Genomic DNA, 22,687 nt, shown 5'->3' with positions numbered 1-22,687 from the left:
TGACAGCTTTGCGGAAAGGTTTGTTGGTAAACATTCATGAAGGATAACCAAATCATAAACGAATCGAACGAACGCTGCAGAAGCATGGGGCTCGATCCCGACTCGCTTCCCGTATACCATAAGCGATATACAGCCGAGGAGCTCCAAATCCGGCTTAATCAATATAAGGAAATATTGGAGGTTACCCATTACTTTATCGAGAAGTTCCTGGCATCGGTAGCGGGCTTTCCGTTCTGTATCCTTATATCGGATAACGAGGGCTACCTGCTGGAATTCAAGGGCGACCCGTCGATTATCGACACGATCCGGAAATTGGGCATCGTGGAGGGCGCTCATTTCGGCGAAGAGCTCGGGACAAGCTCCGTCCATTTATCCCTCAGACACAAGAAGCCGGTACAGCTCGTCGGAGAGGACCATTACCATACCGTCCTGCACGGTGCGGCATGCGCAACGGCGCCTTTCTATGACCGCGACACGGGACAAATCGCCGGCACGATTTCGTTCATGACGGATACGGCGCACTCCTCCCCCTATTTGCTCGCCTTGTTATGCACGATTGCGGATTCCATCGAACGGGAGCTGCTGCTCCGCAGGCAAAATACACAGCTGCAAATTTTGAATCAGGTTTTGCTGGATACGAATTATCTTGGCGTCGTCATTACGGATGGCGAAGGCATCGTGATGGAGATGAACGAGAGAAGCCTCTCCTTGCTGGAGCATGGAAGAGGCGGCCGGACCGGCATCATCGGCACCAGCGTCTATGGGCTGGAGGGCGTCGGCGCTTATTTCGAGAAGGTCATCCGTCATCAAGAATCGTGTATCGGAGCGGAGCTGTCCGTGCCGTACGGCCATTCGGAGCGCTCTTATTTGCTTGACGTCGTGCCGGTATACGACCGGAAGCGCCGCCTCATTCGCGCGGTCGGCAGCCTGCGGGACATCACGAAGATGAAGACGACCGAGGAGATGCTCCGCAACACCGAGAAGCTTGTGTTCGCCGGCCAGCTGGCCGTCAATATCGCCCACGAAATCCGCAACCCCATGACGACCGTAAAGGGAATGCTTCAGCTTTCGAGCAAAGCGCTTAATCCCGACTTTTACAGCCTGATGATGACTGAAATTGAAAGGATCGACTCCATTCTGAGCGAATTTTTGATTTTGGGGAAACCGCAGCCCGAGAAATTCCGCGAAGAATCGGTCCGCGTTATTTTGCAGGAGGTTATCGGCGTTATCGAGCTTCAATTCGCGACAAACGGCATTGCGATCAACGTCATGCACGGGCAGGAAAAGCCGATCCTTTGCGACCGGGCCCAGATCAGACAGGCGTTTATGAATATTTTGAAAAATGCACTGGAAGCCCTGCCGTTCGGAGGGAAAATCGACATTGAGACGGATGCCCGGGAGGGCTATCAGCGAATCCGCTTCACCGACAACGGCGCAGGCATGACGGAGAAGGTGCTGAAGCGGATCGGCGAGCCGTTCCATACGACCAGGCGCGATGCGAACGGCCTCGGACTGATGATGGTGAACCGGATTATGAAAGCTCATAACGGACGAATGCTGATTGAGAGCGAAGTGGACGCCGGCACGATGGTAGAGCTGCTTATTCCGTCCATATAATGTGGTGAACGATGACCGGCACCGGCTGAGAAGCCAGTGACCGGCCGCCGTTTTTTTGTTGATAAATATAAGAAAGTATAAATTTTAACCTTATACGATCCTTATATTTCACCGCGAAACGAGCTTATGCCGCAATGATTGCGTCAGCCGTTTACGTTTGCTTTACTTCATGCCCGGCTGCGAATTCACCTTGGCGATGATGCCCGCAATTTGCTGCTCATAGCCGTAAATCTTCTGTCTTTCCCCGTTGATTTGCTTCATATAGCCAAGCATTCTTGCAAAAGAGCTAAGCGAGGCTGTGGAGTCGCCTTTGCGGACGACCCGGTTCAAAATGCTTGCTTCCGTCTGAAACTGCTTCTTCACATTACCGGCAGCGCTCTTCGCCGCCTTAATCTTAATCTTCAGCGGATCCGCGCCGGCCAGCATGTCCCGCAGCTTCTTCATCGTCTTGGCGGCGTCCGCTTTCGCCTTTTTCAGCGCGGCCTCCTTGCTGCGGATATCCAGCTTGGCCAGCTGAACAGCCGCCTTGGCCGTGTCGACCTGTGGGCTCAGCACGCCGGCGAGCCACTTGTCTTTCATCGATTTGGCCAAGCTGAGCTGCTGCCGGAGCGAATCGTAAAGCGCGAACAGCGGCTCGTATTTCTTTTTTGTCTGAGCGAGCTCATCTTGCAGCCTTTGCAGCTTGGCGGCGTCGACTTCCCTGATGCGCTGCCGGGCGGCCAGGGCCTCCTCCTCATTGCGGTAATGCAGCTGGTCGATCTTGGCATCCCATTCGATGGACAGCTTCTGCGCACGCTGCAGCTCGGCATACTGGGATGTCAGCTTTGCCGCCGTCGCTTTGCTTGCCGCGGCCGTCATCTTGTCGAACGCCGCTTTCGCGGTCGGCGTGAACTCGAACGGCGCGGCGCTGGCGGACGCGGGGGACAGCAGCGCAAACAGCAGCAGCAGGGCAGCCATCATTTTGAATACGATTCGCATATAGCGGAAAACCTCCTTTGCGGACGGACTGATTGAACAAAAAAAGCACCCGCAAGATAGGCGTTGATCGCCTTCTCTTACGGGTGCTTCCATCGTAAGCCGTCCAAATTGAATTGATTTCCACTACTATACAGGAACAGACGTTCCTGCGTCAAGATACTTTTCGGATTAATTAAGGCAGAGGGGAGGCATATTCGTCCGGCGTTTTTCCGATAATCGATTTGAAATCCTTAATGAAATGGGACTGATCGTAGTAGCCGAGCTCCACCGACAGCTTCGCCAAGTCGTGCTGCAGGCCGCCTTCGAGCGCTTCCGCGGCATTTTGGAGCCGGTACAGCCGGATTACCCATTTGGGGGTTACGCCTACGTAACGGCTGAACAGCCTCTGCAGCCTCCGTTTGTTCATGCCGAACCTCTCGCACAGCTGCTCCACCCTCGTCAGTCCGGGATCCTCTGTAATGTAATCAATAATCCGGTTGATTTCCGAAATGTTATCGTCGTTTGCCGGCAGCCGCTCCAGCAGCAGCGCTTCGGTCAGCGCAATTCGCGCAGCCGCCTCCGGCGACTGAGAGATCGCCTGTCCGTAGGGGGCCGCGCCGGCGCCGAATACCGCTTCCAGCGGCAGGGCTCCCCCCTTGAGACCGGACAGCTCCGATCCCAGGAAGGGATAGAAGCCGCCGGGCCGGAATTTAATGCCGAACACCTGCCCCTTGCCTTCGAGCCGCTGTGTATATTTGCTGCAGGCCGCGCCGTAAATGCCGCTTTTCCCCTCCTCCATGACCAAATTCACGCAAGGATTCGGAACGACATCCTGGCAATAGGGGGGCTGACCCTCCAAATTCCAGCTGACGATCCAATAATGCTTGACGAAAGGCGACAGCGGGCCGGACGGCGCATGCCTCGTCAGCTGAAATTTCTTCTCGCCTTCGTGCAGCTGTAAAATTCCCATGCTCGGCATATGACCGGTAATGCTCATTTCCATGACCTCCCTGCACGACCGATGTCGCGTTTTTACAATACCGTTCCAGGCTATGCGGCTATACTAGGAATATATTTCTAGTTATTACTAACGAATAGGAGTGAGCTCAATGGAATTAAAATATGAGTTTTATATCGGGGCCTCCCCGGAGAAGGTATGGCAGGCGCTTGTTTCGCCGGAAGGAACGCGGGCGATTTTCTTCGGCTGCGTGCTCGAATCCACCTTTGAGACCGGAGCCCCTTATTCGTACATCGGCCCTGGCGCCGACGGGGACCGGACCGTTCACGTGTACGGTACTATTCTAGCATACGAGGAAAACAAAAAGATGAGCGTTTTGGAGCATCCCGGCCCAAGCTACCATGAGAACCATCAGGAGCTGGAATCGACGATTACCTTTACGCTGGAAGAGGTCGGGGCGACGACGAAGCTGACGCTGGTCAACGACCGGTTTTCGGACAATCATCCGAGCGCCGCGAAGGCGGGGGACACCTGGTGGGTTATTCTGAGCAACCTGAAAACGTACATCGAGACGGGCAAAACGCTCGATTTTGGATGGTAGTGGTAATAAAGGGGAAAAGCGCCGGCATATGCCGGTGTTTTTTTGTGTCCGGGTGCCTCTGAAAGGTTCCCTTTCCGGCGCCGTTTCTTTATACTTAGAAAAAAAGGACAGGCGGCAGACGTCTGCGACCATGGAGGAGAGAGGACCATGAGCTACAAAGTTGTGTTTTTCGATATTGACGGAACGCTGATCAACGAACAAAAGGAAATACCGGCGGACACGGTCAAAGCGATCGCCGAGCTGAAGGAACGCGGAGTCGAGCCGGTTATCGCGACGGGCCGCGCCCCGTATTTCATTAAGCCGCTCGCGGAGAAGCTGGGCATCGAATCGTTTGTCTGCATGAACGGCGCTTACGTCGTCTACAAAGGCGAGCCGCTCTACAGGCGCGAGATTGAGAAGCACAGACTGGAGGCGCTCGTGAAAAAGGCGGCCGAGCACAATCATGGCCTCGTTTTCGAAGGGGAGCATACGTTTTTTGCCGACAGAGAGGATCATCCGTTCATTATCGATTCGGTGAACTCACTGAAGGTTGACCTTCCCGGCTTTAACCCCGATTTTTGGAAAACGGACGGCATTTACCAGGTGTTCCTCCACTGCGAAAGCCATGAGGAGCACTTATATGATGAGCTGAGCACGGAGCTGAAGCTGATCCGCTGGCATCCGCAGGCGATGGACGTGCTTCCGGCAGGAGGCTCGAAGGCGCAGGGCATTTTGGCGCTGCTGAACGTGCTTGGACTTACGGCGGCTGACGCAGCGGCGTTCGGCGACGGCTTGAACGATAAGGAAATGCTGGAGGCGGTCGGCTTCGGCGTCGCCATGGGCAATTCGCATCCCGAGCTGCTTCCTTACGCGGACTTCGTTACGACGCATGTGGACGAGCAGGGCATCCGCAACGGGCTGATCGAAGCGGGCCTTCTGGAAGCCGAGCAGGTGGAGGTTATTTAACCGGCGCAGGATCGGGCGGATCCAGCCGGTGCGCAGCGCATAACTGTAATCTATGTCCTTAATTTTATGTTAAAGCCCCTGCCATTTGATTTAAGTGGATTCGATGTAGTTAAATGGGCGATAACATCTAAAAATAAGCTATTATTCGGATTTAGATACGTTTTTTCCAGTTATTTTTGTTATATGAAGTAAAACGACGGAAATAGATGGATCAAATCCAGTTACTGTTTTAAAGCCGGTCGAGCACGAACCCGCCCGTTCCGGAGCCACCCGTTATAAGACCCCCTCATATCCGCGGAGGAAGCATCAGACTCCTGCGGAACATGAGGGGGTGTTTGCTTTTTGGACAAAACCGCGGCACAGCGGCGTGGAGAGCCTATAAATTCGACAAAAAAGCTTTTAAAACTTCATACTTTTTTAAAGGAGATTGACGGATCGCATCGAATAGACAAGGTATCTTAATTTGGACTTAATCGATTACTTGTTTCTATTGCAGCGAGTGAGGTGCTAGGAAGGATGGCTAAATCGGTACAGCTCACGGAGCATGTCATGATTACAAACGGAGCCCATATCTTATATACGTACGACGAGCTTGATCCCTATATCGAAAATGCAGCTTCGTTTATTATTACAGGGCTGCAGCAAGGTCAGCATATTTTGTATATCGACAGCAGGCCGAGGTATGAGCTTGTGATGGAGAAGCTGCGGGAGAGGGGCTTCGAGTATGAGCCGGAGTGGCTGCTGTATGTGGACAACCAGTTTTTTTACCGTACATTTGAAGCTTTCTCGGCCAAAGAGGTGCACCGGCAATTTACGGAATTGCTGCAGCCTCTCCTTGACGGTGGAATACCGGTGCGGACATGGGGACATGTGGAATGGAACAGATACCTTCCGAACGAGGAGGAGCTGATCCGATACGAGCGCAAAAGCGATGAAACGGTCGGGCAGGTCGGGGTGCTGACGGTCTGCGCTTATTCGGGCCGGCAGCTGAGCGCGAGCCTGCAAACCCAGCTGATGGAAACGCATGAGTACGTCATGACGGACCGCAAGCTGACCCGATCGAGCTTGTATGAAAAAACGGGCAGCGAGGTTATTTTTCCTTCTTTGTCCGAGCATGCGAAGATGCAGAGCGAAGTGGATTTGTATAAGAAAAAGCTCGATTTCGTCCAGGTGATTTCACATGAGGTGCGGAATCCGCTGACGGTCATCAAGGCTTATGCCTCCATGCTGCTGAATGACGCGAAAAAATCGCTGCAGCCCGGCAGCAGTGCGGTCAACAAGCTTTCGGGCATCGTCGATTACGTTGCCGTCATTGATAATGAGATCGCCCATATTCTGAACACGGAGCAAATGCTGTCCTCAGAAGCGCTTTGGAAGACGAGCGCGGTGTCGCCGCTGCCCGTTTTGCAGGAAGTCGTTACGATGATGGAGATCAAAGCGCGCACGCAAAATATGAAGCTGGTCAGCAGCATCATGCTGGACGGCTCCGAGATGATGTGCAGCAATGTCATCGGGCTTCGCCTTGTCGTGTCCAATCTGCTGTCGAATGCAGTGAAATACAGCTTCGAAGGCAGCGAGATTCTGTTCTGCGCGCATGCCGCGGAGGGGATGCTGCATATCGGGATTAAAGACTATGGCGCAGGGATGAGCCGCGATCAGCTGGCCAACCTGTACCGCAAATACGAAAAAATGAACGTGAACAAAAGCGGCCAAGGCATCGGCTTGTTTATGGTTAAGAAGCTGGTGGACCATTTCGGCGGCGATATTCAGATGATGAGCGAGGTTAATCAAGGCACAACCGTGCGGATCTGGCTGCCTTTGACACGAACCGCACCCCAATAAGAAAGCAGTGGCCCTGCGTTTTCGCGGAACCGGGACTTCTGCTTATTTTAGCATGTTCAGGAACGGAAAGTTGCGCTTGCTTCAGAAGATGCGCTCCCGGGTAATTAAGGGTATTCGGAGCGTGCATGAACCGCTCTTTGGGAGGTGCAAGCGCAGTGGAGATGGAAACGGATAGAGATTTGTACGGCGATCATCATGAGGAGCTCGTGGCGCAGAAGCAGGGAAACGGCTATTTGCTGACTTCGGCGAAAGGCATAATCGGCGAGATCACGTACAGCCTGGTTGACGTAGACACCTGGGTCATCGACCATACCTTCGTAGACCCTGCTTACCGGGGCCGCCATTTGGGACGGCAGCTGCTCGGCTTCGTTGTGGAAGAGGCGAGGGAGAAGGGGCGGAAAATCATCCCCTCCTGCTCGTACGCCCTCGCCGAATTCAAGCGGAATCCGGACGCCTACGCGGACGTGTGGGAGAAAAGCAGCGGCGCGGGCTACGCGGATCCGTACAGCTCAAGCGGACTCAGAGGCCGCATGCCTTAATTCGGCATTATCGCGTCAAAAGAGACAGCCGGTCCCGAGCGGGCAAGGCTGTCTCTTTTGCATGAGACGTAAGATTGGAATCGACTGCTCAAGACTCACCAATAAAAGGCTTCCCACGTACAATAACCCATCTGATCCTGATGATGTGGAGGAGATTGTGTGTGATTGTTGTTGCGGGAAGCCCGGATATTCAGCTGCATCCGCTGACGCTGACGGATCTGGAGAGGAAAATCATACGAGACAAGCAGAGAAGCCCCGTCGTATACCGGTATTCTTCGCCGGATGCGCTGCAATTCGAGCTGAAGATGCGGCTCCATATTACCGAAGCGGCAAAGGCTATGTATGCTAGCGGTGTGAACTTCGCCACCTTTGACACTTCGAGAGCCAATGAGCGATACTGGATCCGGACGGGCAACGGAGGCTTCCAGCTGAGGCCGGGCGTGCCGCCGTCGGTCGGCATAAACGATATTTTCGAGAACGGGGCGCTGTACGGCTTCGAGTGCGCGGGGGCCATCATCATCGTCATGTACAAGGCGGTGCTGGAAACGGTAGGCACGGCTGTGTTTAACCGGTATTTTCAAAACCTGTTTTTGAGGGATTGGCAGTATGACCGCGATCTGCAGCTGATTACGGGCACAAACCCGTATGAAGCTTATCCGGGGGACGTGCTTTATTTCAAAAATCCCGACCATGCCCCGGAAACGCCGGAGTGGCAGGGGGAGAACGTCATTATGCTCAATGATAATCTGTATTTCGGCCACGGCATCGGCATCGAATCGGGGCAGGATATTATCGCGGCTCTCAACCGCATGCGCCGGCCCTTCAGCCGCAGGTCCGCGTTTCTTGACAATTTGGTGGTATTTCCGGATTTTGAAGCACTGCGGAGGCTGGGGTAGTATGGCAGGATGGCAGGACCTGAAACAGAGAAAGCGCTCCTGAAGCAAGCAGCGGCGATGCCGCAGCGCGCGGGGGCGCTTTTTTTCAAATATAAGAAAGTATAAATTTCACTCTATACTGGACTTATATTTTATCGCGAAACGAGCTTTTGCCGCCAAAGGACGTCGTCAGCCGTTTACGCTTGGGCCGCCCGTGACGAGGAATATAATGCTATAATAGTCAGCAGCGGGCAATCGACCTGCCAAAAACGTTCGAGCGGGAGGATATGGACATGTCTACGGGGAGCTACTCGCAAAACAATATCGACCGGTTTTCCGGTTTTGAAGACGATTACGACCAGCATCGTCCAAAGGCGCCTGACACCGTTGTGGAAATTTTGAAGCAATATTTGGGGGGAACTCCGGATGTCGTAGCGGATATAGGCTGCGGCACGGGGCTGTCGACCTTCGTCTGGAAAGAGCATGCCCGGCGGATCGTCGGTGTCGAGCCGAACGACGACATGAGAGGCAAGGCGGCCGAGCATTTGACGGAGCTTGCCGATGCGGGCCATATAACCTTCGCCAAAGGTTATTCCGACAGGCTGGAGCTCGAATCGTCGAGTGTCGATATCGTGACGTGCTCGCAGTCCTTTCACTGGATGGAGCCGGTCAGCACGCTTCGCGAATTTGCCCGGGTGCTGAAGCCGGGAGGCGTATTCGCCGCTTACGATTGCGATTGGCCGCCCACGCTCCATTGGACGGTGGAGTCGGCATACCGGGAGCTGATCGAACGCTCAGAAGCGATTATCGCAAAACATGTGCCTGTGAAGGACCGTGCGAGCAAAAGAGATAAAGAGCAGCATTTGAATCAGATTGAAAACAGCGGGCATTTCCGTTTTGCGAAGGAAATCGTATTTCATAACATCGAGAGCTGCGACGCGCAGCGTTACGTAGGTTTGGCCGTCAGCCAAGGCGGCATCCAGACGGTATGGAAGCTGGGCTCCTCCGAATTGGACGGGCAGCTGGCGCAGTACCGCAGCTTGACCGAGCAGTTTTTTGCAGGCAGGACGCTGGATGTCATGTTCAGCTACCGGATGCGCCTGGGCGTTAAATAGATAGTATTGTAGATGCTACAAAAATAACAGCAAACAGCCAATGCCGACCCGGCATTGGCTGTTTGCTGTTTGCGGGAAGCGAAATGGAAAAATGATGCGACTATATGTAAATTCTATGTCAATTTTAATAACATTTAACTACTTTAAAATAGTAAGAAACTTAAATTAAAATTAAGGAAATATTCAGATAAATAGAGATGTATACGCTTAAATCGCTGAAAATCCGTTTGTTAATATATCTGACATGAAATAGAATATGTTCGTGATAGAGAGAAGTACATACATACTGGAGGAGTGAAAACATGACAGAAGGTGCTAGAAATGTGTTAACGAAAAAGGTTCTTATTCCGCTGCTGGTCCTATCTCTGGTAACGGCAATGGCAGGAGTGCTGGTCAAAAGGAATCTGGTAGGAGCAGCGGAAGCCGTTCCGCTTCCGACCTTCAATATTCCGGCCGTTTCCGAAGCCCATCAGACCTCACCTCTCCCTAATGTGATTGTGGTGGCGACAGGCGGTACGTTAGCGGGAGCCGCCAGAAACGGCGATAAAACAAACTTTCAAAACTATGCGGCCGGAACTTATCCGATGGCGGATCTGGTAGCGCAGCTGCCGACGCATAAAACGGCGGACGTTTCCACCTTCCAATTCGGCAACAAAGGCTCAGGCGGCTATACCGTCAAAGAGCTGTACGATCTTTCCCTCGCGGTAGACGCGGCCCTTGAAATTTATGACAGTGCCGTCGTAACGACAGGGACGGACACGATGGAGGAAATCGCTTATTTCCTCGATCTGACGGTCCGCAGCGAGAAGCCGGTCGTCGTCACGGGCGCTATGCGGCCATGGGACGTCATCGGCACGGACGGTCCGGCGAACCTTTATCAGGCGATTAAAGTGGCGAGCAGCAACAAAACGAAATGGTTCGGTACGGTTGTGATGCTGAATGACGTTATTTTTGCCGCACGCGAGGTGACGAAAACAAATTCTCACCGATTGGACACGTTTGACGCTCCGATGTTCGGCGCGCTTGGCTACGTGGACGACCCGGCCGTACGCATTTACCGCGCTCCCGCACGGGCGGCTAAAGCGGGTACGCCGGAATGGAATTCTCCATTTGACCTTAAGACAATTTCCAAGGACAGCTTGCCGGTCGTAGAGATCGCGTACAACTATCAGGAAGCGGGCGGCGGAGCGATCCGGGGCTTTGTCGAAGACGGCGCGAAAGGCATTGTAACGGCAGGCACCGGCGCGGGAGGCATCTCCTCGAAAATGAGCGCGGCCCGCACCGCGGCTATACGGGATCATGGCGTTGTGTTCGTCTCGACGACAAGAACGGGTTCGGGCTCGATCTACGACGGCGGCAGCGGCAATACGATCGGCGGAGATAACCTGAACGCCGCTCATGCGCGTATGCTTTTGCTTCTGTCCTTGGCCTTCACGAACGACGTAAATGCGATCCGCGGCTGGTTTACGACCTTCGGAACGCAGGATGTTGAAATTTCCGTGGACGAGCATACGGTGCTGTCGACCTCCATTGAAGAGCCGGCAGCAGAAGAGCCAGCAGTCACGGAGCCGGCTCCTGAAACAACCGAGCCTGAACCGACCGAGCCTGCAGTGGCGGAACCGGCAGGTGAAGAAGCGGTAGTATCGCCATAAATACGGGGAGGTAAGCGAACATGACGATTCAAGGACATCAAAAGGATGTGCGGAAGCTTCTGGCGCCGCTCTTGATCCTTGCGCTCCTTGGCACGCTGTTGTCCGGCTATGCCGGTACGGCTCGTGCCGAGGAGGCGCCTCCCCGGCTCCCGACATTTGATATTCCGGCCCTATCGGAAGCCCATGCGGCTTCCCCGCTGCCGAATGTCATTGTCGTCGCGACCGGGGGAACGCTGGCGGGAGCGGCAAGAGACGGCGATAAAACCAATTTTCAAAACTATGCGGCCGGAACTTATCCGATGGCGGATTTGGTGGCGCAGCTGCCGACTCATAAGACGGCCGACGTCTCCACCTTCCAATTCGGCAACAAAGGCTCCGGCGGCTATACCATGAAAGAGCTGTACGATCTTTCCCTTGCGGTAGACGCGGCCCTTGAAATCTATGACAGTGCCGTCGTAACGACAGGCACGGATACGATGGAGGAAATCGCCTATTTCCTCGATCTGACGGTCCGCAGCGAGAAGCCGGTCGTCGTCACGGGCGCGATGAGGCCGTGGGACGTGATCGGCACGGACGGTCCGGCGAATCTTTATCAGGCAATTAAGGTGGCAAGCAGCAATAAAACCAAATGGTTCGGCACCGTCGTCATGCTGAACGACGTCATCCATGCGGCCCGTGAAGTGACGAAATCGAATGCGCACCGTATGGATACCTTTGAGACGCCGATGTTCGGCGCGCTCGGCTATGTCGACGATCCGGCCGTACGCATTTACCGTTTAAACGCGAGAGCCTTGAAAGCGGGCCAGCCGGATTGGGCAACGCCGTTCGATCTGAGAACGATATCGAAGGACGAGCTTCCCCTCGTCGAAATCGTTTATAACTATCAGGAGGCGGGCGGAGGAGCGATTCGCGCTCTGGTCGAGGATGGAGCGAAAGGCATTGTAACGGCAGGTACGGGTGCGGGGGGCATCTCCTCGAAAATGAGTGCCGCCCGTACGGAAGCCATCAAGCAGGGGGTAACGTTCGTTTCGACGACAAGAACGGGCTCCGGCACCATCTCTGGCGGGGGGAGCGGGATCGTTGCCGGCGATAATCTGAATCCGCAGCATGCCCGTATTATGCTGATGCTGGCGCTGGCGTTTTCCGACGATTTCAATACGGTGAAGGGCTGGTTTGAAACGGTGGGGACGCAGGACATTTCCGTCGAAGAATCGGAGCCGCCGACCTGGGACGAAGGAAGCGTCCTGAGCGCGGAAAATCGGACGCAATCGGGCATTACGCTGAAGTGGCCGAAGGCGAAGGACAACGTTAGAGTTGAAGGCTACGCCATTTATAAAGCGGGCCAGGAGTCTCCTGTCGCGAACGTGCCGTCGACAAGCACAGGTTATACGGTGACTGGCCTCTCTGCGGGTACTGGCTACACCTTTACCGTTAAAGCGATTGACGGTGCGGGGCTCGAAAGCGGGGGACTGACGGGACAATTCTCCACACTCAGCTCTGCGGGAACAGGCGGCGGTACCGGCGGTACGGAGCAGCCTTTGGCAGGAGAGGTTACGATTCAGCCGGGAAGTGCCGGCGAGCTTGGATTGAACGATGATATTACAGTCAGCGTTCCTGCAGGCGCGACGAGCGAGCTGATGAAGCTGACGATCGAGAAGCTTCTGGACGCAGGCGGTTTGGTCGATTCCTCCGACCAACTTGCATCGCCGATTTTCGAGGTGTTAAAGAGCATCTCAGGCAACTTCCTGATTCCGGTATCGCTGTCCTTTAAGTTTGACACTTCACTCGTGAAGGATGGGCAGACGGCATCCGTGTTCTACTACGACGAGGCGGAAAAGGAATGGATCGAGATGGGGGGTACGGTGAAGGACGATGTCATCACGGTCCAATCCGATCATTTTACGAAATTTGCCGTATTTATCGTCGATCAGGATGAAGATGGCGCGGTTTCCTTCTCCGACATTGCGAAGCACTGGGCGGAAGCGGCCATCAAAGAGGCGGCTGCCGCGGGATTCGTGAAAGGTTATCCGGACGGCACCTTTAAGCCTGAAAATACCGTCACCAGAGCGGAATTCGCCGTCATGCTGATGGGGGCTTTGAAGACCGGAGGAGCCGGCGCCGAGCTTGCCTTCACGGACAATGCTTCGATTGGGGCCTGGGCCAAAGAAGCGGTAGCCCGGGCGCTAAAGGAAGGTATTATCAGCGGTTATCCGGACGGGACCTTCCGGCCGGATGCGAGCATCACGCGCTCGGAAATGGTCGTCATGATCGCAGGAGCGATGGGGCTGGAGACGATGCCGAACGCGCCGACCGGCTTTGCCGATCACAAGGATATCCCGGCATGGGCGAAGGGGGCGGTCAAGGCGGTTGCCGATAAAGGTATCGTAAAGGGCCGCTCAAGCAACACATTTGCACCAAAAGAAACCGCGACGAGAGCGGAAGCGATAACGGTCATCATGAATATGCTTAAGGCCGATAAATAAACCGGCATGAGAAAGAGCCGTTTCCCGGGTGAGTCACCCTGCGGAAACGGCTCTTTCGGTTGTCCGTGTCAATAAACTCCCTGCGGCTCCTCCCACCAGCCGAAAGAAATGACTGCCGGAGCGGGGTGGTTGAGTGCGCTGGTCAGCGTGAAGAGAACCGCTTTGCCGGGGCCGATAATCCAGTGGCCGCTCTTCTCGCTGGAGACGCTGGAGTACGCGGGAACGACGCGTGTCGATACGGGCACCGCCTCGAATGCGTCGGTATCCAGATAGCTGCCGAACTGGATTTGGCCGTGCGGCACCGTTTTCGGATGCAGGGCCAAATTGGCCGAAGACACTTCATGCGATTGCATGCCGTTTGCCGGCAGGCTGGAGCAGAAGCAGATTTGGGACAGCAGCTTGTCGTCGGACAGGTTGCTGATCACGTAGATGTCCACATACAGATTGACGCCGGAGCCGGGAGGGTTGACGAGCGCTCCCCAGGTCCGATTCGAATCGGTCGGATTCAGCTGGTCGGTCTCCCCGAGAAAATACTTCCCCTGCATAGACTTGACGAACGGGGTGGTTAAATTAACGACGTTAACCGGGCCTTGCGGATACAATGGCTTCACCGTCCTTTGATAACATGTCTATACACCATATGACGGGAATCCCGGAACATGCCAGCTTACAACGCGCAAAAAAAAGAGAAGGGTGCGGCCCTTCTCCTTCTTCATATTATTCCGCCTTTTTCGGTTCCTCGAACGTCATGCCCCGCGTGTCTACCGTCAATTTCTTCATCGTGATCGGCGCTACGGAGTTGCCGTTCTCGTCGGTCGTCGGCAACGGTTTATCGTTGGCGTCGCGAGTCTGGTTCACGATCTCGTCGACCGCTTCCATGCCTTCCATCACTTTGCCGAACGAGGCGTACTTGTTATCCAGCGACGGGTAGTCCTCTACCATAATAAAAAACTGCGAGCCTGCAGAATCGGGATCCTGCGCTCGAGCCATCGACAGGACGCCCCGCGTATGCTTCAGTTTGTTCTCGAAGCCGTTCTCTGTGAATTCGCCGGCGATGCCGTAGCCGGGACCGCCCATGCCGGTGCCTTCCGGATCGCCGCCCTGCACCATGAAGCCCGGAATGACGCGGTGGAACGTCAGGCCGTCGTAGAAGCCCTTTTGGACGAGAGAAACAAAGTTATTGACGGTATTCGGAGCAACCTCCGGGTAAAGCTCAAGCTTTACGGTTTTGCCGTTGCTCAGCTCGACGGTGACGACCGGATGCTTGTCCGGACCGAGCAGTGCAGGCCCTTCCTCCTCCGGCGTCTCCGTTGGGGCCTCGGTTGGCGTATTCGCGCCGCCTGAGCCGAGGCTGTCGCCGCCCGAATTGCTCTTGCCGGCGCCGCAGCCCGAAGCGACGACCAGCAGAACGAGCATGAGGAGCAGCATAACGCCGAGGCGTTTTTTCGTTTGCATCTTCATATCCTCCTATTTCGCTACAATATCCACCTTGTATTTTAGCATAATGCCTGATTTGAATGCGAATGGGGGATATAAAGCGTGTCCCGGCGAATATACTCATAGAAACGGGCTATCGATAAGAAGGTTGAAACAAAAAGGGGAGATGCAATGCTTTTCCTATTTCCGATAATGGGATTTCTGATTTTGGATTTGTATTTTAATCTCCTCCCGAATCTGATTCCGCCAGGGACGGCCTCCTGGCTGCTGTACGCCGCTTTCTTCTTCGTGCTGGCACGGCATGTGGCGAGGCTGACGGGGCTTGAGGGTCTGGAGGATTTAGGGCTTAGAGCGCATTACGGCTGGAAAAGAAATCTGAAAATCGGCTTTGCGTTCGGAGCGGCCGTCTGGGGTTCGATGTATGTGCTGCTGGGAGTGCTCGGCGATTTTCGGGTGACGGGATTCAAGCAGCCGCAGGAGGCGGCCGTATTTGTGGCCGAAATGCTTGTCGTTCTGTTTCTGGGTTCACTGATCAACGACCTGATTGTGAGAGGATATTTGTTCGCGCAGCTTCGGGACAAGCTCCCCGGGGCCGCTTTAATTATGCTTTCTTCTTTTATTTATGCGCTGGACGATGTGTGGCTGGCGGGCTTCGACATTCGGAGTGCGTATGTTTCGGTCCTGCTGGGCTTATCGCTTGGTTACACGCTGTATAGAACCGGCTCGATCTGGATGAATACGGGCCTCCATGGGGGGCTGAATATGATAACGGCGCTTGTCTATGGCATACCGGGAAGGGAGGAGGCGGGCGGCCTTCTGCTGATCGAAAAAGGGAGCGCTGCCACGGCCCTTCTGCCCGGACATGTTCAGGCGATAGCTGCGCTTGTGCTGTTTGTACTGGTGTTCGCGATGTACGGCAGCCTTCGGATCAACACCGTGCAAGAAGGCGCGGGCTTCCGCTGAGCTTTGGGTTGCGGCGGCGTTACGCGGCGGTCGGGCGTTTCTTCTTCCAGAGGCGGTAGAGCAGCAGCGACAGGGCCAGAAAAATGCCGTACACCGCTACGGTGGTCACGATACCGGCGGGATCGGTCATGACGTCGTCGCCGAGTGCGGCGAACAACAGTGTGGCCGGGATTTTGCCAAGCGACGATGCGACCACGTACGAGACGAAGGACATGCGGCTTAACGCGGCGAACAGATTGACCGCAAAGGACGGGATGAACGGGATCAGCCTGGCGAACAAAATCGTCAAAAAAGCGTTGCGCTCGAACAAAGCCGTCAGCTTTCGGGTATGCTTGTAGCGCTCCAGCGCCCGGCGCCCCCAGTCCTGGTAGCCGTACCGGATGAACAGGAACATAAGAATCGAGGCCGCCGCAGAGCCGGTCCAGGTGACGGCTGCGCCCAGGACGGGGCCGAGCGCCGCACCGATTACACCGCCGACGACCGGATACGGGATGACGGGGAACAGCGCCATTAAAGTGGCGGCAGCGATGACGGACGGGATGTTGTCCGTTTGCTGGAGCCAGGTCAGAACCGCGTCGCCGTAGCGGTAGATGACGAAAGCGATAGCCGCGTAAGAGGCGGCAAGGGCGATTTTTTTGAGCATGCGGATTCTCCCGAAAAGTAGTTGTTCCTATCATAGCACAGGCGGCGGTTCGGTTGAAAAAAGGGGCTGGAACTTTTTGCGGCGGGCAGGCGTCTGGAGGGTATGGGAGGAGGAGCTATATGTACAAATTGGTATTGGTTCGTGGAATGGCCATTATCTTGTTGTTGTTGGTCACAGGGTGCTCGTTATCCGGGAATGAGACGGAGCCAAAGCGGCAGCCTGATTTAGCGCAAAATGGGGCGGAGCCATTGAAACAGACGGGCGACGAGGTGGATAAACAGGGCGTCAGCGTGGAGTATGCGCCGGAGGGGAGCGTTGACTTTTCGAAAGAGGAGCTGCTCCGCATCAAAGAGGAGCTGTCCGCTAACCGGCGGAGTATTCAAGTGTCGCAGTCTATATTGTTGTCGGGGGTCGGAATCGGACGCGACCAGATTCATGTGATGGCTCGGAGCTACGGCGACTTTGAACGTACGCTGACGGAAGCCGATGCCGAGAGGCTGAAGCAGGCGTTGTACGAGCTGATAGGCAAGCCGTTTCCGGTGAAGCTTGAGCTGGGCAACTGCTGCAGTGAAAGCGGGAGCACGAAAGGGAAGATCATGCAGGTGGAAGGGAACCGCGTTCTTGTCATTGACGACGAGCGCAAGAATGGAAATACCGAGGATCCCGTAGCGACGTGGATTTCTATGACCGATGACGGCAAGGTCGTAGAACGGCGAAAGGGGAAGGACGCAGGTAAGGATGTCCCGTTCGGGCAGCTTAAGGTCGGCATGACGGTGGAGGCTTGGTTCACGGGCATAATGCTTCATTCTTATCCCGGGCAAGCAACGGCCTTGAAGATTGAAGTGCTGGAGTAAGGTTGTTGTTGCGGGATCATCGGTCTCCGGCTTTATTTACATAAAAATCATCGAATCCGGAAAAAATCAACAAAGTAGAGCCGAGTTAGTTCAATTGGAAATCCTAATGACAAGGGGGTCCATTCAAACGTGGTCGTCGTCTTGTTCGTACTGTTTGCGTGGTTTTGTATCCATGTATGGATCAGTCTTCCCCATAAGCTTCCGCTAGCTGTCAACTTTCTATTGTTTATGGCGATAGAGATCATGCTCACGAACAAGCTGACTGTCATCGGGTACGATCTTCAGTTATTTATTATGAATCAAAGCATACCCCATTTCTTATCGTTGATCATTCACAATGATCTTACTGTACCGTTCATCCTGCTTGCCTTCGCCAACACCTTTCTCACAACCCGGAATGCGCGCGTACGCTGGGGAATATCGGTTTACGCGGTCGTTCTGCAATTCGCAACCGGCTACGCGCTTCGATGGAACGATGTCATTACCGATAACGGATGGAATTTCCTCTGTGAGACCTTGATGATTATTTTGCTTATGGCCTACACCTTGCTTGCAGGAAGAATTCTCCAGATAATGGCAGCAAAAGAAGGATGGATGAGATGAATGGCAATATCGTTTACGACAATCAATTTAATATGAACGAATGGTACGCCATCGTGCTGACGGTCATCGGACTCGCGGCCATTCGTTTTTTCCCCCGCAGCTTTTCTCCTTTGCAAACCACATTTAATCTGTTCATCGGCGTTACCTTAGGTCTAGTCTTCGATCACACGATCGCTATACCGCCGTTTGATCTTTATGATTTCGGAGACCAGTCCAAATACCAGCTCTTTGATATTATTTCTTACGCGATGTATATGCCGTTCGGGTATTGGTTTATTTACTGGCACGAGCGGATGCGAGTAGGCGGATTGCTGACGATCGTTTATATCTTCGTATGGGCATGGATAGGGATCGCCGCCGAAACGGCGGGCGTCTATGTCGGAATGTTCCATTACAAAGAGGGTTACCGGCTTGCTTATTCGTTTCCGATTTACTTGTTGCTGCAAAGCGCACATTTGGGACTGTACCGAATGGCTTTCTCAAGGACGCGTCTGAAAGAAAGCACCCTCTAAATTCCTTGCCGGGCCGATCGAGAGAGGGGCAGTTCAACAATCACGCCTTTGCAGGCTGATCGAGCAGCTTTTGAATATGGCTCTCTATACGCTCGGGCGTGTCGGCGGAGCCGAAGCGCTTCAGGACGCGGCCGTCCCGGTCGACGAGAAACTTGGTAAAGTTCCACTTAATCGCTTTGGAGCCCAATACGCCGCGCGCTTCATTCGTCAGGTGCTTGAAGAGCGGATGAATTTGGCTGCCGATCACATCCACCTTTTCGAATAGGGGAAAGGTGACTCCGAAATTGATTTTGCAAGCCTCGGCGACTTCGCTGTTGCTGCCGGGCTCCTGGTTAGCAAACTGGCCGTTAGGAAATCCCAGCACGGAGAATCCTTGCTCTCGGTATTTGTCATGAAGCTTCTGCAAGCCTTCAAATTGACCGGCAAAACCGCATTTGGTCGCCGTATTCACGATGAGCAGCACTTGCCCTTTGTAAGGCGCCAGCGTGCCGGTCTCGCCTTTAATCGTATTGACTTCGATATCGTATAAGGACATAGGAGAATCCCCTTTCGACTGAATGATTTTAATTAATTAAATTGTATACAATTAAAAAAGGCGTGTCAAACCGTTAAATCTCCCTTGGATGGAGAAATTTAATCGGCTTAAGGAAGTGATTGTCGTAATAAATGGATTGCATGTCTATATTTTTCGTCGAGGGGGCTTGTTTCGAAAAATAACTGTATCCATTGTATTTAATTCGCACGAAAATCACTAATTGGCTGAATGTCCCGATATTAACTGCATCTATTCCAGTAATTTTATTCAACCTGGAACATGCTTGCCCATTAGATGCATGAAATCCAGTTATTTTCGGATACCTTGTTCATTTGGAATCTAACATCGTTAATAGTTAAATGTGTGAATCGTGCTAATTCATATTATCCGTGCTTTAAAGTTAGGTCGCGAAGGCAGGTCCGTGAGGCGCAGGTTGATGCGGCATTAGCACAGGCGGCAGTAGCGACTATGGCCCGGGCAGAGAGGCGCCCCCTAACGATAGGAGTCCTCTCACACTCCACGCCCGGCCGACTCCGTTATTCCTTAGCGTTGCACGACTGCAAGCGGCGGAGAAACTCATGCATTTGTCGCAGCAGGATGCCCGCCTCTTCCGGCGTTCCTTCCACCTTGCAGGCCAGCTCGGCGGGGATGCCGGCGGCTTTTTCTTTTAACGCTCTGCCCTGCTCCGTCAGCTCGACGATGACGCTCCTTTCGTCGTTGCGGTCCCTGGTGCGCGTAATGAGACCGGCGGCCTCCAGCTTCTTGAGCAGCGGCGTCAGGGTACCGGAGTCCAGATACAGCTTGTTGCCAAGGGCGGTCACCGTCACCTGGTCCTGCTCCCACAAAGCGAGCATCGTCACATATTGCGTATAAGTAAGCTCGAGCCGATCCAGCATCGGGCGGTACAGCTTCGTGATTTCGCGCGAGCACGCGTAAAAGGCGAAGCAGATTTGATTTTCCAGCTTTAATGCTTCATGATTATCCATATCGTCAGCCTCCGTGGACAAGGCGTATGCCCATTCGATTTTCCTAGTATATTATTATAGGCCAATTGTTCTGAATTTATCAAAATCTAATTGCAATAAATATAACTCGCAAAGGGAGTGGGCGCATTGACATACACCGCCGATCAGGTAGCGGAGTGGATGCTTAACGAGGTGAAGGAAAAGGGGATTCTCCATCAAGCGGCTGCGGTCGAGCATATCAGGAGCCATTTTGGCGAATCGTTTATTTATGTGAATGAGCACGGCAATCAATCGATCGACAAGGAAGTGAAAAAAGCGTTCCGTAAGCTGCACCGGGGCAAAGCGGCCTGGGAGCGGGACGGCTTCTTTTGGGGCTGGAGCTAGAAGAGGGAACGGAAAAGGCGGTCCACAAAGCCGGCGGAACAAACTACGGTCGCTTCAAGCGCGCATTCACCGCCGGCTGCGGCCGGCTACCGTTACTGCATACAGCCGATGATGAGGCCGGCTGCTGCGTACGATACGATATGATAGCCGATCGTGATGAAGTACAAGCCAAGCTTCTGGCCTTCGAACAAGTAATTCATGCCGATTTTGAGCGCGATGCTGATCCCGACCAGAAGTCCGACGAGAAGACCGCCTCCCATCGTAGCTCCGTCTCCCAGCGTCAGCAGCAAGGCGAGCAGGAAGGATCCGCCGAGCGCGGTCAATGCGGTCAGGATGTAGGTGGCGGATCCTCCGCCGGAGATGTCTTCTTTTTTCAAGCCGCGCTGTTTCATCCAAGCATTGCCTAGTAATACCGGGGAATACCACAAGAAGCCCAGAAGCATGGTCGATACGGTTGCCAACAAAACTGCCCAGTAATTAACCTCTGTAAAATCCATCGCTCACAATTTCCCCCTTTAGATATGTACAAGCAATTTCTATATTACCAAACAGCCGCTCTCCGCGTTAGTATGGTGCCCAAATCTTTTGCGTATCTTGACAATTTTAACTGTAACTATTATACTTACAGTATGAAACACGGCAAGACGTTTCAGATTCGATTGAAGCGTGTATAATAAGTGTATCGAGAATTGTTACAGTTACAAGGGACGAAATTTACGGACAGGTGGTGCAGAAGGATGAATATGAACATTAGCGATTGGGTGCAAGGCAGAACGACGGACGGCGAGCTGATTCACGGCTTTATCGAGACGATTGATATGCTGCAAGGGATTGTAACCGTACATGTTGTAAAGTCGGACAATGAGGAAAGAGTCGGAAATACCGTAGCCGTACGGGCGTCGTGGATCAAAAGAGTGCCGGATACTACGCTGGAGGATCCGCAGCTTGTCCAGAATATGATCGATATGGCGCTTGCTACCTGGGACGAAGCTTGGTTCATGGAGCTTACGGAGTCGTTGAAATCCGCAGATAAAGCCGCATCCGGAGCAGACAGCCAAGCGAAGCTCTTCACCACTGTCGTTAACCGGCTGGGCAAATCGGCTTGATCGCAATCGGGTACAGGTCGTTGGTTGTTATAGATGGATATTAAATAAACCGGCCGGAAGAATTCCGTGCCGGTTTATTTGTTTAATAAAGAGTCTTTACGCTTAAGGAAGCCTGATTCCGATTCCAAGAGCTTCCGCACGCATAACCATGTGATGAGCGACGGCAATGTCGAAGACGGCCATCCCCATCGGGCAGAATAGAACGGGCTCCTCCTGCGGAAAATCGGCCAATGCGCCGCGGCATACGACATCCGCGATCGAGCGGGTGCCGGCTTGCTCCAGGCCGTGCTCCTTGTGAAGCAGCTCGATATCGGTATTTTCGCGGCATACCTCGAGCCAATCGTCGACGATCACCGCTTTGACGCCGCTGATGGCGGACGCCTTGAAATCCCGGAGCGAAACGTCCAGCAGCAGAGTGCCGGAGGCGGGAGGCCTGTCGATATACCGTTCGCTGCTGACCGTGCAGGTGATGACGAGATCGGATTCGTCATAGAGCTCCTGCCAGCTGCCAGCATGCATTGTCAGCTTTCGAAGCTCCGGGGCGGTGCCTGCCAGCTCGGGACTGTCCATTCCCGGTCTGGAGCCGCGAATGTCATAGACCGACACCCGGTCAAGACGGTCGCCGTACAGCCGGCAGCACATATCATAGTGAAGGCGGCCGACGGGGCCGAAGCCGATAATGCCCAGCCGGAGAAGATGTCCGGCGCCGCGGGCTTTCAAATAGTGGCGGATCATAAGGCCGCTAACCGCTGCGGTCCTGGCCGCGCTGGGAAGCGGCGTATTCAGCATCGCGTAAGGGACGCCGGTGTCCGCCTTGTTCAGCAGCGTGACGCTGTGTGCGCGCGGCAGACCCGCATCGAGATTGCCGGGGAAGCTGGCGATCCATTTGATGCCCGCCGCCTGCATCGGGCCGCCGGCATAGGCAGGCATGGCGATGATGCGGTTCCGCGGATTCCGGTAGCGAAGGTAAGGCTTAAGCGGCTGAGCGTAATCTCCCGAATCCATAATCCGTACCGCCGTTTCCATGCTGTCGACCAGCTCGCCCCAGTCCAGACCGATGGCCCTGATATGTTCATCGTTGAGATATAACAATCGCATAAC

Annotated in this window: 24 protein-coding genes; 15 read left to right on the top strand and 9 right to left on the bottom strand. The window is 54.1% G+C overall.

Going from position 1 to position 22,687, the window contains the following annotated elements; genetic code table 11:
- Nucleotides 1-36: 36 nt before the first annotated feature.
- On the top strand, nucleotides 37-1,617 hold the full coding sequence (locus KP806_RS16110) for an ATP-binding protein (protein ID WP_224724731.1): 1,581 nt from the start codon (nucleotides 37-39) through the stop codon (nucleotides 1,615-1,617).
- A 162-nt stretch (nucleotides 1,618-1,779) separates the two neighbouring features.
- Here the strand turns inward: KP806_RS16110 and KP806_RS16105 are convergent, their stop codons facing one another.
- Both KP806_RS16105 and KP806_RS16100 read right to left on the bottom strand, forming a co-directional pair.
- Nucleotides 1,780-2,595 carry a hypothetical protein gene (locus tag KP806_RS16105; protein ID WP_224724730.1) on the bottom strand — a complete coding sequence of 272 codons (816 nt, stop codon included), beginning with the start codon at nucleotides 2,593-2,595 and terminating at the stop codon, nucleotides 1,780-1,782.
- A 172-nt stretch (nucleotides 2,596-2,767) separates the two neighbouring features.
- Entirely contained in the window at nucleotides 2,768-3,571 is an 804-nt protein-coding gene (locus tag KP806_RS16100) for a helix-turn-helix domain-containing protein (RefSeq protein ID WP_224724729.1), read from the bottom strand.
- A 112-nt stretch (nucleotides 3,572-3,683) separates the two neighbouring features.
- Between KP806_RS16100 and KP806_RS16095 the strand changes: the two genes are divergently transcribed.
- The 8 genes from KP806_RS16095 to KP806_RS16060 all read left to right on the top strand — a co-directional run bounded on the left by KP806_RS16095 (nucleotide 3,684) and on the right by KP806_RS16060 (nucleotide 13,584).
- Complete coding sequence (locus tag KP806_RS16095; protein ID WP_224724728.1) at nucleotides 3,684-4,133, top strand: SRPBCC domain-containing protein; 450 nt, start codon at nucleotides 3,684-3,686, stop codon at nucleotides 4,131-4,133.
- 147 nt (nucleotides 4,134-4,280) lie between these two features.
- Nucleotides 4,281-5,078: a Cof-type HAD-IIB family hydrolase gene (locus KP806_RS16090; protein WP_224724727.1), complete on the top strand. Its 798-nt coding sequence runs from the start codon at nucleotides 4,281-4,283 to the stop codon at nucleotides 5,076-5,078.
- 516 nt (nucleotides 5,079-5,594) lie between these two features.
- A complete protein-coding gene (locus KP806_RS16085) occupies nucleotides 5,595-6,920 on the top strand; it encodes an MEDS domain-containing protein (RefSeq protein ID WP_224724726.1) in 1,326 nt (441 codons plus the stop codon).
- A 161-nt stretch (nucleotides 6,921-7,081) separates the two neighbouring features.
- On the top strand, nucleotides 7,082-7,459 hold the full coding sequence (locus KP806_RS16080) for a GNAT family N-acetyltransferase (RefSeq protein ID WP_224724775.1): 378 nt from the start codon (nucleotides 7,082-7,084) through the stop codon (nucleotides 7,457-7,459).
- Between the two features lie 161 nt (nucleotides 7,460-7,620).
- Complete coding sequence (locus KP806_RS16075; RefSeq protein ID WP_224724725.1) at nucleotides 7,621-8,355, top strand: protein-glutamine gamma-glutamyltransferase; 735 nt, start codon at nucleotides 7,621-7,623, stop codon at nucleotides 8,353-8,355.
- A gap of 272 nt (nucleotides 8,356-8,627) precedes the next feature.
- On the top strand, nucleotides 8,628-9,449 hold the full coding sequence (locus tag KP806_RS16070; RefSeq protein ID WP_224724724.1) for a class I SAM-dependent methyltransferase: 822 nt from the start codon (nucleotides 8,628-8,630) through the stop codon (nucleotides 9,447-9,449).
- 302 nt (nucleotides 9,450-9,751) lie between these two features.
- The gene (locus tag KP806_RS16065) at nucleotides 9,752-11,101 is read left to right on the top strand and encodes an asparaginase (RefSeq protein ID WP_224724723.1); all 1,350 of its coding nucleotides are present in this window, start codon (nucleotides 9,752-9,754) and stop codon (nucleotides 11,099-11,101) included.
- Between the two features lie 20 nt (nucleotides 11,102-11,121).
- Nucleotides 11,122-13,584 carry an asparaginase domain-containing protein gene (locus KP806_RS16060; RefSeq protein WP_224724722.1) on the top strand — a complete coding sequence of 821 codons (2,463 nt, stop codon included), beginning with the start codon at nucleotides 11,122-11,124 and terminating at the stop codon, nucleotides 13,582-13,584.
- A 68-nt stretch (nucleotides 13,585-13,652) separates the two neighbouring features.
- Here the strand turns inward: KP806_RS16060 and KP806_RS16055 are convergent, their stop codons facing one another.
- Together KP806_RS16055 and KP806_RS16050 are read right to left on the bottom strand one after the other, a co-directional pair.
- The gene (locus KP806_RS16055) at nucleotides 13,653-14,186 is read right to left on the bottom strand and encodes a DUF6143 family protein (protein ID WP_224724721.1); all 534 of its coding nucleotides are present in this window, start codon (nucleotides 14,184-14,186) and stop codon (nucleotides 13,653-13,655) included.
- A gap of 115 nt (nucleotides 14,187-14,301) precedes the next feature.
- Nucleotides 14,302-15,039 carry a peptidylprolyl isomerase gene (locus KP806_RS16050; protein ID WP_224724720.1) on the bottom strand — a complete coding sequence of 246 codons (738 nt, stop codon included), beginning with the start codon at nucleotides 15,037-15,039 and terminating at the stop codon, nucleotides 14,302-14,304.
- Between the two features lie 153 nt (nucleotides 15,040-15,192).
- Between KP806_RS16050 and KP806_RS16045 the strand changes: the two genes are divergently transcribed.
- Nucleotides 15,193-15,984, top strand: a complete 792-nt coding sequence (locus KP806_RS16045; RefSeq protein ID WP_224724719.1) for a CPBP family intramembrane glutamic endopeptidase — start codon at nucleotides 15,193-15,195, stop codon at nucleotides 15,982-15,984.
- 19 nt (nucleotides 15,985-16,003) lie between these two features.
- Here KP806_RS16045 and KP806_RS16040 read toward each other — a convergent pair whose 3' ends face one another.
- Nucleotides 16,004-16,627, bottom strand: a complete 624-nt coding sequence (locus KP806_RS16040) for a TVP38/TMEM64 family protein (RefSeq protein ID WP_224724718.1) — start codon at nucleotides 16,625-16,627, stop codon at nucleotides 16,004-16,006.
- Nucleotides 16,628-16,746: 119 nt separating this feature from the next.
- Between KP806_RS16040 and KP806_RS16035 the strand changes: the two genes are divergently transcribed.
- From KP806_RS16035 to KP806_RS16025, 3 genes are all read left to right on the top strand, one after another.
- Nucleotides 16,747-17,481 (top strand): DUF3221 domain-containing protein, encoded by a 735-nt coding sequence (locus tag KP806_RS16035; protein ID WP_224724717.1) that lies wholly within the window; start codon nucleotides 16,747-16,749, stop codon nucleotides 17,479-17,481.
- 129 nt (nucleotides 17,482-17,610) lie between these two features.
- Nucleotides 17,611-18,084 (top strand): hypothetical protein, encoded by a 474-nt coding sequence (locus tag KP806_RS16030; protein ID WP_224724716.1) that lies wholly within the window; start codon nucleotides 17,611-17,613, stop codon nucleotides 18,082-18,084.
- A complete protein-coding gene (locus KP806_RS16025) occupies nucleotides 18,072-18,596 on the top strand; it encodes a hypothetical protein (protein ID WP_224724715.1) in 525 nt (174 codons plus the stop codon). The genes KP806_RS16030 and KP806_RS16025 overlap by 13 nt, the downstream gene beginning before the upstream one ends.
- A gap of 40 nt (nucleotides 18,597-18,636) precedes the next feature.
- Here KP806_RS16025 and KP806_RS16020 read toward each other — a convergent pair whose 3' ends face one another.
- Both KP806_RS16020 and KP806_RS16015 read right to left on the bottom strand, forming a co-directional pair.
- Complete coding sequence (locus KP806_RS16020) at nucleotides 18,637-19,131, bottom strand: glutathione peroxidase (protein ID WP_224724714.1); 495 nt, start codon at nucleotides 19,129-19,131, stop codon at nucleotides 18,637-18,639.
- Between the two features lie 536 nt (nucleotides 19,132-19,667).
- Nucleotides 19,668-20,117, bottom strand: coding sequence for a MarR family winged helix-turn-helix transcriptional regulator (locus tag KP806_RS16015; protein ID WP_224724713.1), 450 nt, complete (start codon nucleotides 20,115-20,117; stop codon nucleotides 19,668-19,670).
- Between the two features lie 126 nt (nucleotides 20,118-20,243).
- Here KP806_RS16015 and KP806_RS16010 point away from each other — a divergent pair, with 126 nt between their 5' ends.
- Nucleotides 20,244-20,480 carry a DUF6953 family protein gene (locus KP806_RS16010; RefSeq protein WP_224724712.1) on the top strand — a complete coding sequence of 79 codons (237 nt, stop codon included), beginning with the start codon at nucleotides 20,244-20,246 and terminating at the stop codon, nucleotides 20,478-20,480.
- Between the two features lie 92 nt (nucleotides 20,481-20,572).
- Here KP806_RS16010 and KP806_RS16005 read toward each other — a convergent pair whose 3' ends face one another.
- Nucleotides 20,573-20,977 carry a DUF1761 domain-containing protein gene (locus KP806_RS16005; protein ID WP_224724711.1) on the bottom strand — a complete coding sequence of 135 codons (405 nt, stop codon included), beginning with the start codon at nucleotides 20,975-20,977 and terminating at the stop codon, nucleotides 20,573-20,575.
- 240 nt (nucleotides 20,978-21,217) lie between these two features.
- On the opposite strand from KP806_RS16005, the gene KP806_RS16000 reads away from it, so the two are divergent.
- The gene (locus tag KP806_RS16000; protein WP_224724710.1) at nucleotides 21,218-21,586 is read left to right on the top strand and encodes a hypothetical protein; all 369 of its coding nucleotides are present in this window, start codon (nucleotides 21,218-21,220) and stop codon (nucleotides 21,584-21,586) included.
- A gap of 102 nt (nucleotides 21,587-21,688) precedes the next feature.
- Here KP806_RS16000 and KP806_RS15995 read toward each other — a convergent pair whose 3' ends face one another.
- Nucleotides 21,689-22,684, bottom strand: coding sequence for a 2,3-diaminopropionate biosynthesis protein SbnB (locus KP806_RS15995; protein ID WP_397376408.1), 996 nt, complete (start codon nucleotides 22,682-22,684; stop codon nucleotides 21,689-21,691).
- Nucleotides 22,685-22,687 lie beyond the last annotated feature (3 nt).

Source organism: Paenibacillus vietnamensis (assembly GCF_020169515.1).
GTDB classification, from domain to species: Bacteria; Bacillota; Bacilli; order Paenibacillales; family Paenibacillaceae; genus Pristimantibacillus; species Pristimantibacillus vietnamensis.
This window is presented reverse-complemented; position numbering and strand designations above follow the sequence as displayed.

Coding starts and splice junctions, on each gene's coding strand:
- KP806_RS16110 (WP_224724731.1), top strand. CDS start 37: ATGAAGGATAACCAAATCATAAACGAATCGAACGAACGCTGCAGAAGC.
- KP806_RS16105 (WP_224724730.1), bottom strand. CDS start 2,595: ATGCGAATCGTATTCAAAATGATGGCTGCCCTGCTGCTGCTGTTTGCG.
- KP806_RS16100 (WP_224724729.1), bottom strand. CDS start 3,571: ATGAGCATTACCGGTCATATGCCGAGCATGGGAATTTTACAGCTGCAC.
- KP806_RS16095 (WP_224724728.1), top strand. CDS start 3,684: ATGGAATTAAAATATGAGTTTTATATCGGGGCCTCCCCGGAGAAGGTA.
- KP806_RS16090 (WP_224724727.1), top strand. CDS start 4,281: ATGAGCTACAAAGTTGTGTTTTTCGATATTGACGGAACGCTGATCAAC.
- KP806_RS16085 (WP_224724726.1), top strand. CDS start 5,595: ATGGCTAAATCGGTACAGCTCACGGAGCATGTCATGATTACAAACGGA.
- KP806_RS16080 (WP_224724775.1), top strand. CDS start 7,082: ATGGAAACGGATAGAGATTTGTACGGCGATCATCATGAGGAGCTCGTG.
- KP806_RS16070 (WP_224724724.1), top strand. CDS start 8,628: ATGTCTACGGGGAGCTACTCGCAAAACAATATCGACCGGTTTTCCGGT.
- KP806_RS16065 (WP_224724723.1), top strand. CDS start 9,752: ATGACAGAAGGTGCTAGAAATGTGTTAACGAAAAAGGTTCTTATTCCG.
- KP806_RS16060 (WP_224724722.1), top strand. CDS start 11,122: ATGACGATTCAAGGACATCAAAAGGATGTGCGGAAGCTTCTGGCGCCG.
- KP806_RS16050 (WP_224724720.1), bottom strand. CDS start 15,039: ATGCAAACGAAAAAACGCCTCGGCGTTATGCTGCTCCTCATGCTCGTT.
- KP806_RS16045 (WP_224724719.1), top strand. CDS start 15,193: ATGCTTTTCCTATTTCCGATAATGGGATTTCTGATTTTGGATTTGTAT.
- KP806_RS16040 (WP_224724718.1), bottom strand. CDS start 16,627: ATGCTCAAAAAAATCGCCCTTGCCGCCTCTTACGCGGCTATCGCTTTC.
- KP806_RS16035 (WP_224724717.1), top strand. CDS start 16,747: ATGTACAAATTGGTATTGGTTCGTGGAATGGCCATTATCTTGTTGTTG.
- KP806_RS16025 (WP_224724715.1), top strand. CDS start 18,072: ATGGATGAGATGAATGGCAATATCGTTTACGACAATCAATTTAATATG.
- KP806_RS16020 (WP_224724714.1), bottom strand. CDS start 19,131: ATGTCCTTATACGATATCGAAGTCAATACGATTAAAGGCGAGACCGGC.
- KP806_RS16015 (WP_224724713.1), bottom strand. CDS start 20,117: ATGGATAATCATGAAGCATTAAAGCTGGAAAATCAAATCTGCTTCGCC.
- KP806_RS16005 (WP_224724711.1), bottom strand. CDS start 20,977: ATGGATTTTACAGAGGTTAATTACTGGGCAGTTTTGTTGGCAACCGTA.
- KP806_RS16000 (WP_224724710.1), top strand. CDS start 21,218: ATGAATATGAACATTAGCGATTGGGTGCAAGGCAGAACGACGGACGGC.
- KP806_RS15995 (WP_397376408.1), bottom strand. CDS start 22,684: ATGCGATTGTTATATCTCAACGATGAACATATCAGGGCCATCGGTCTG.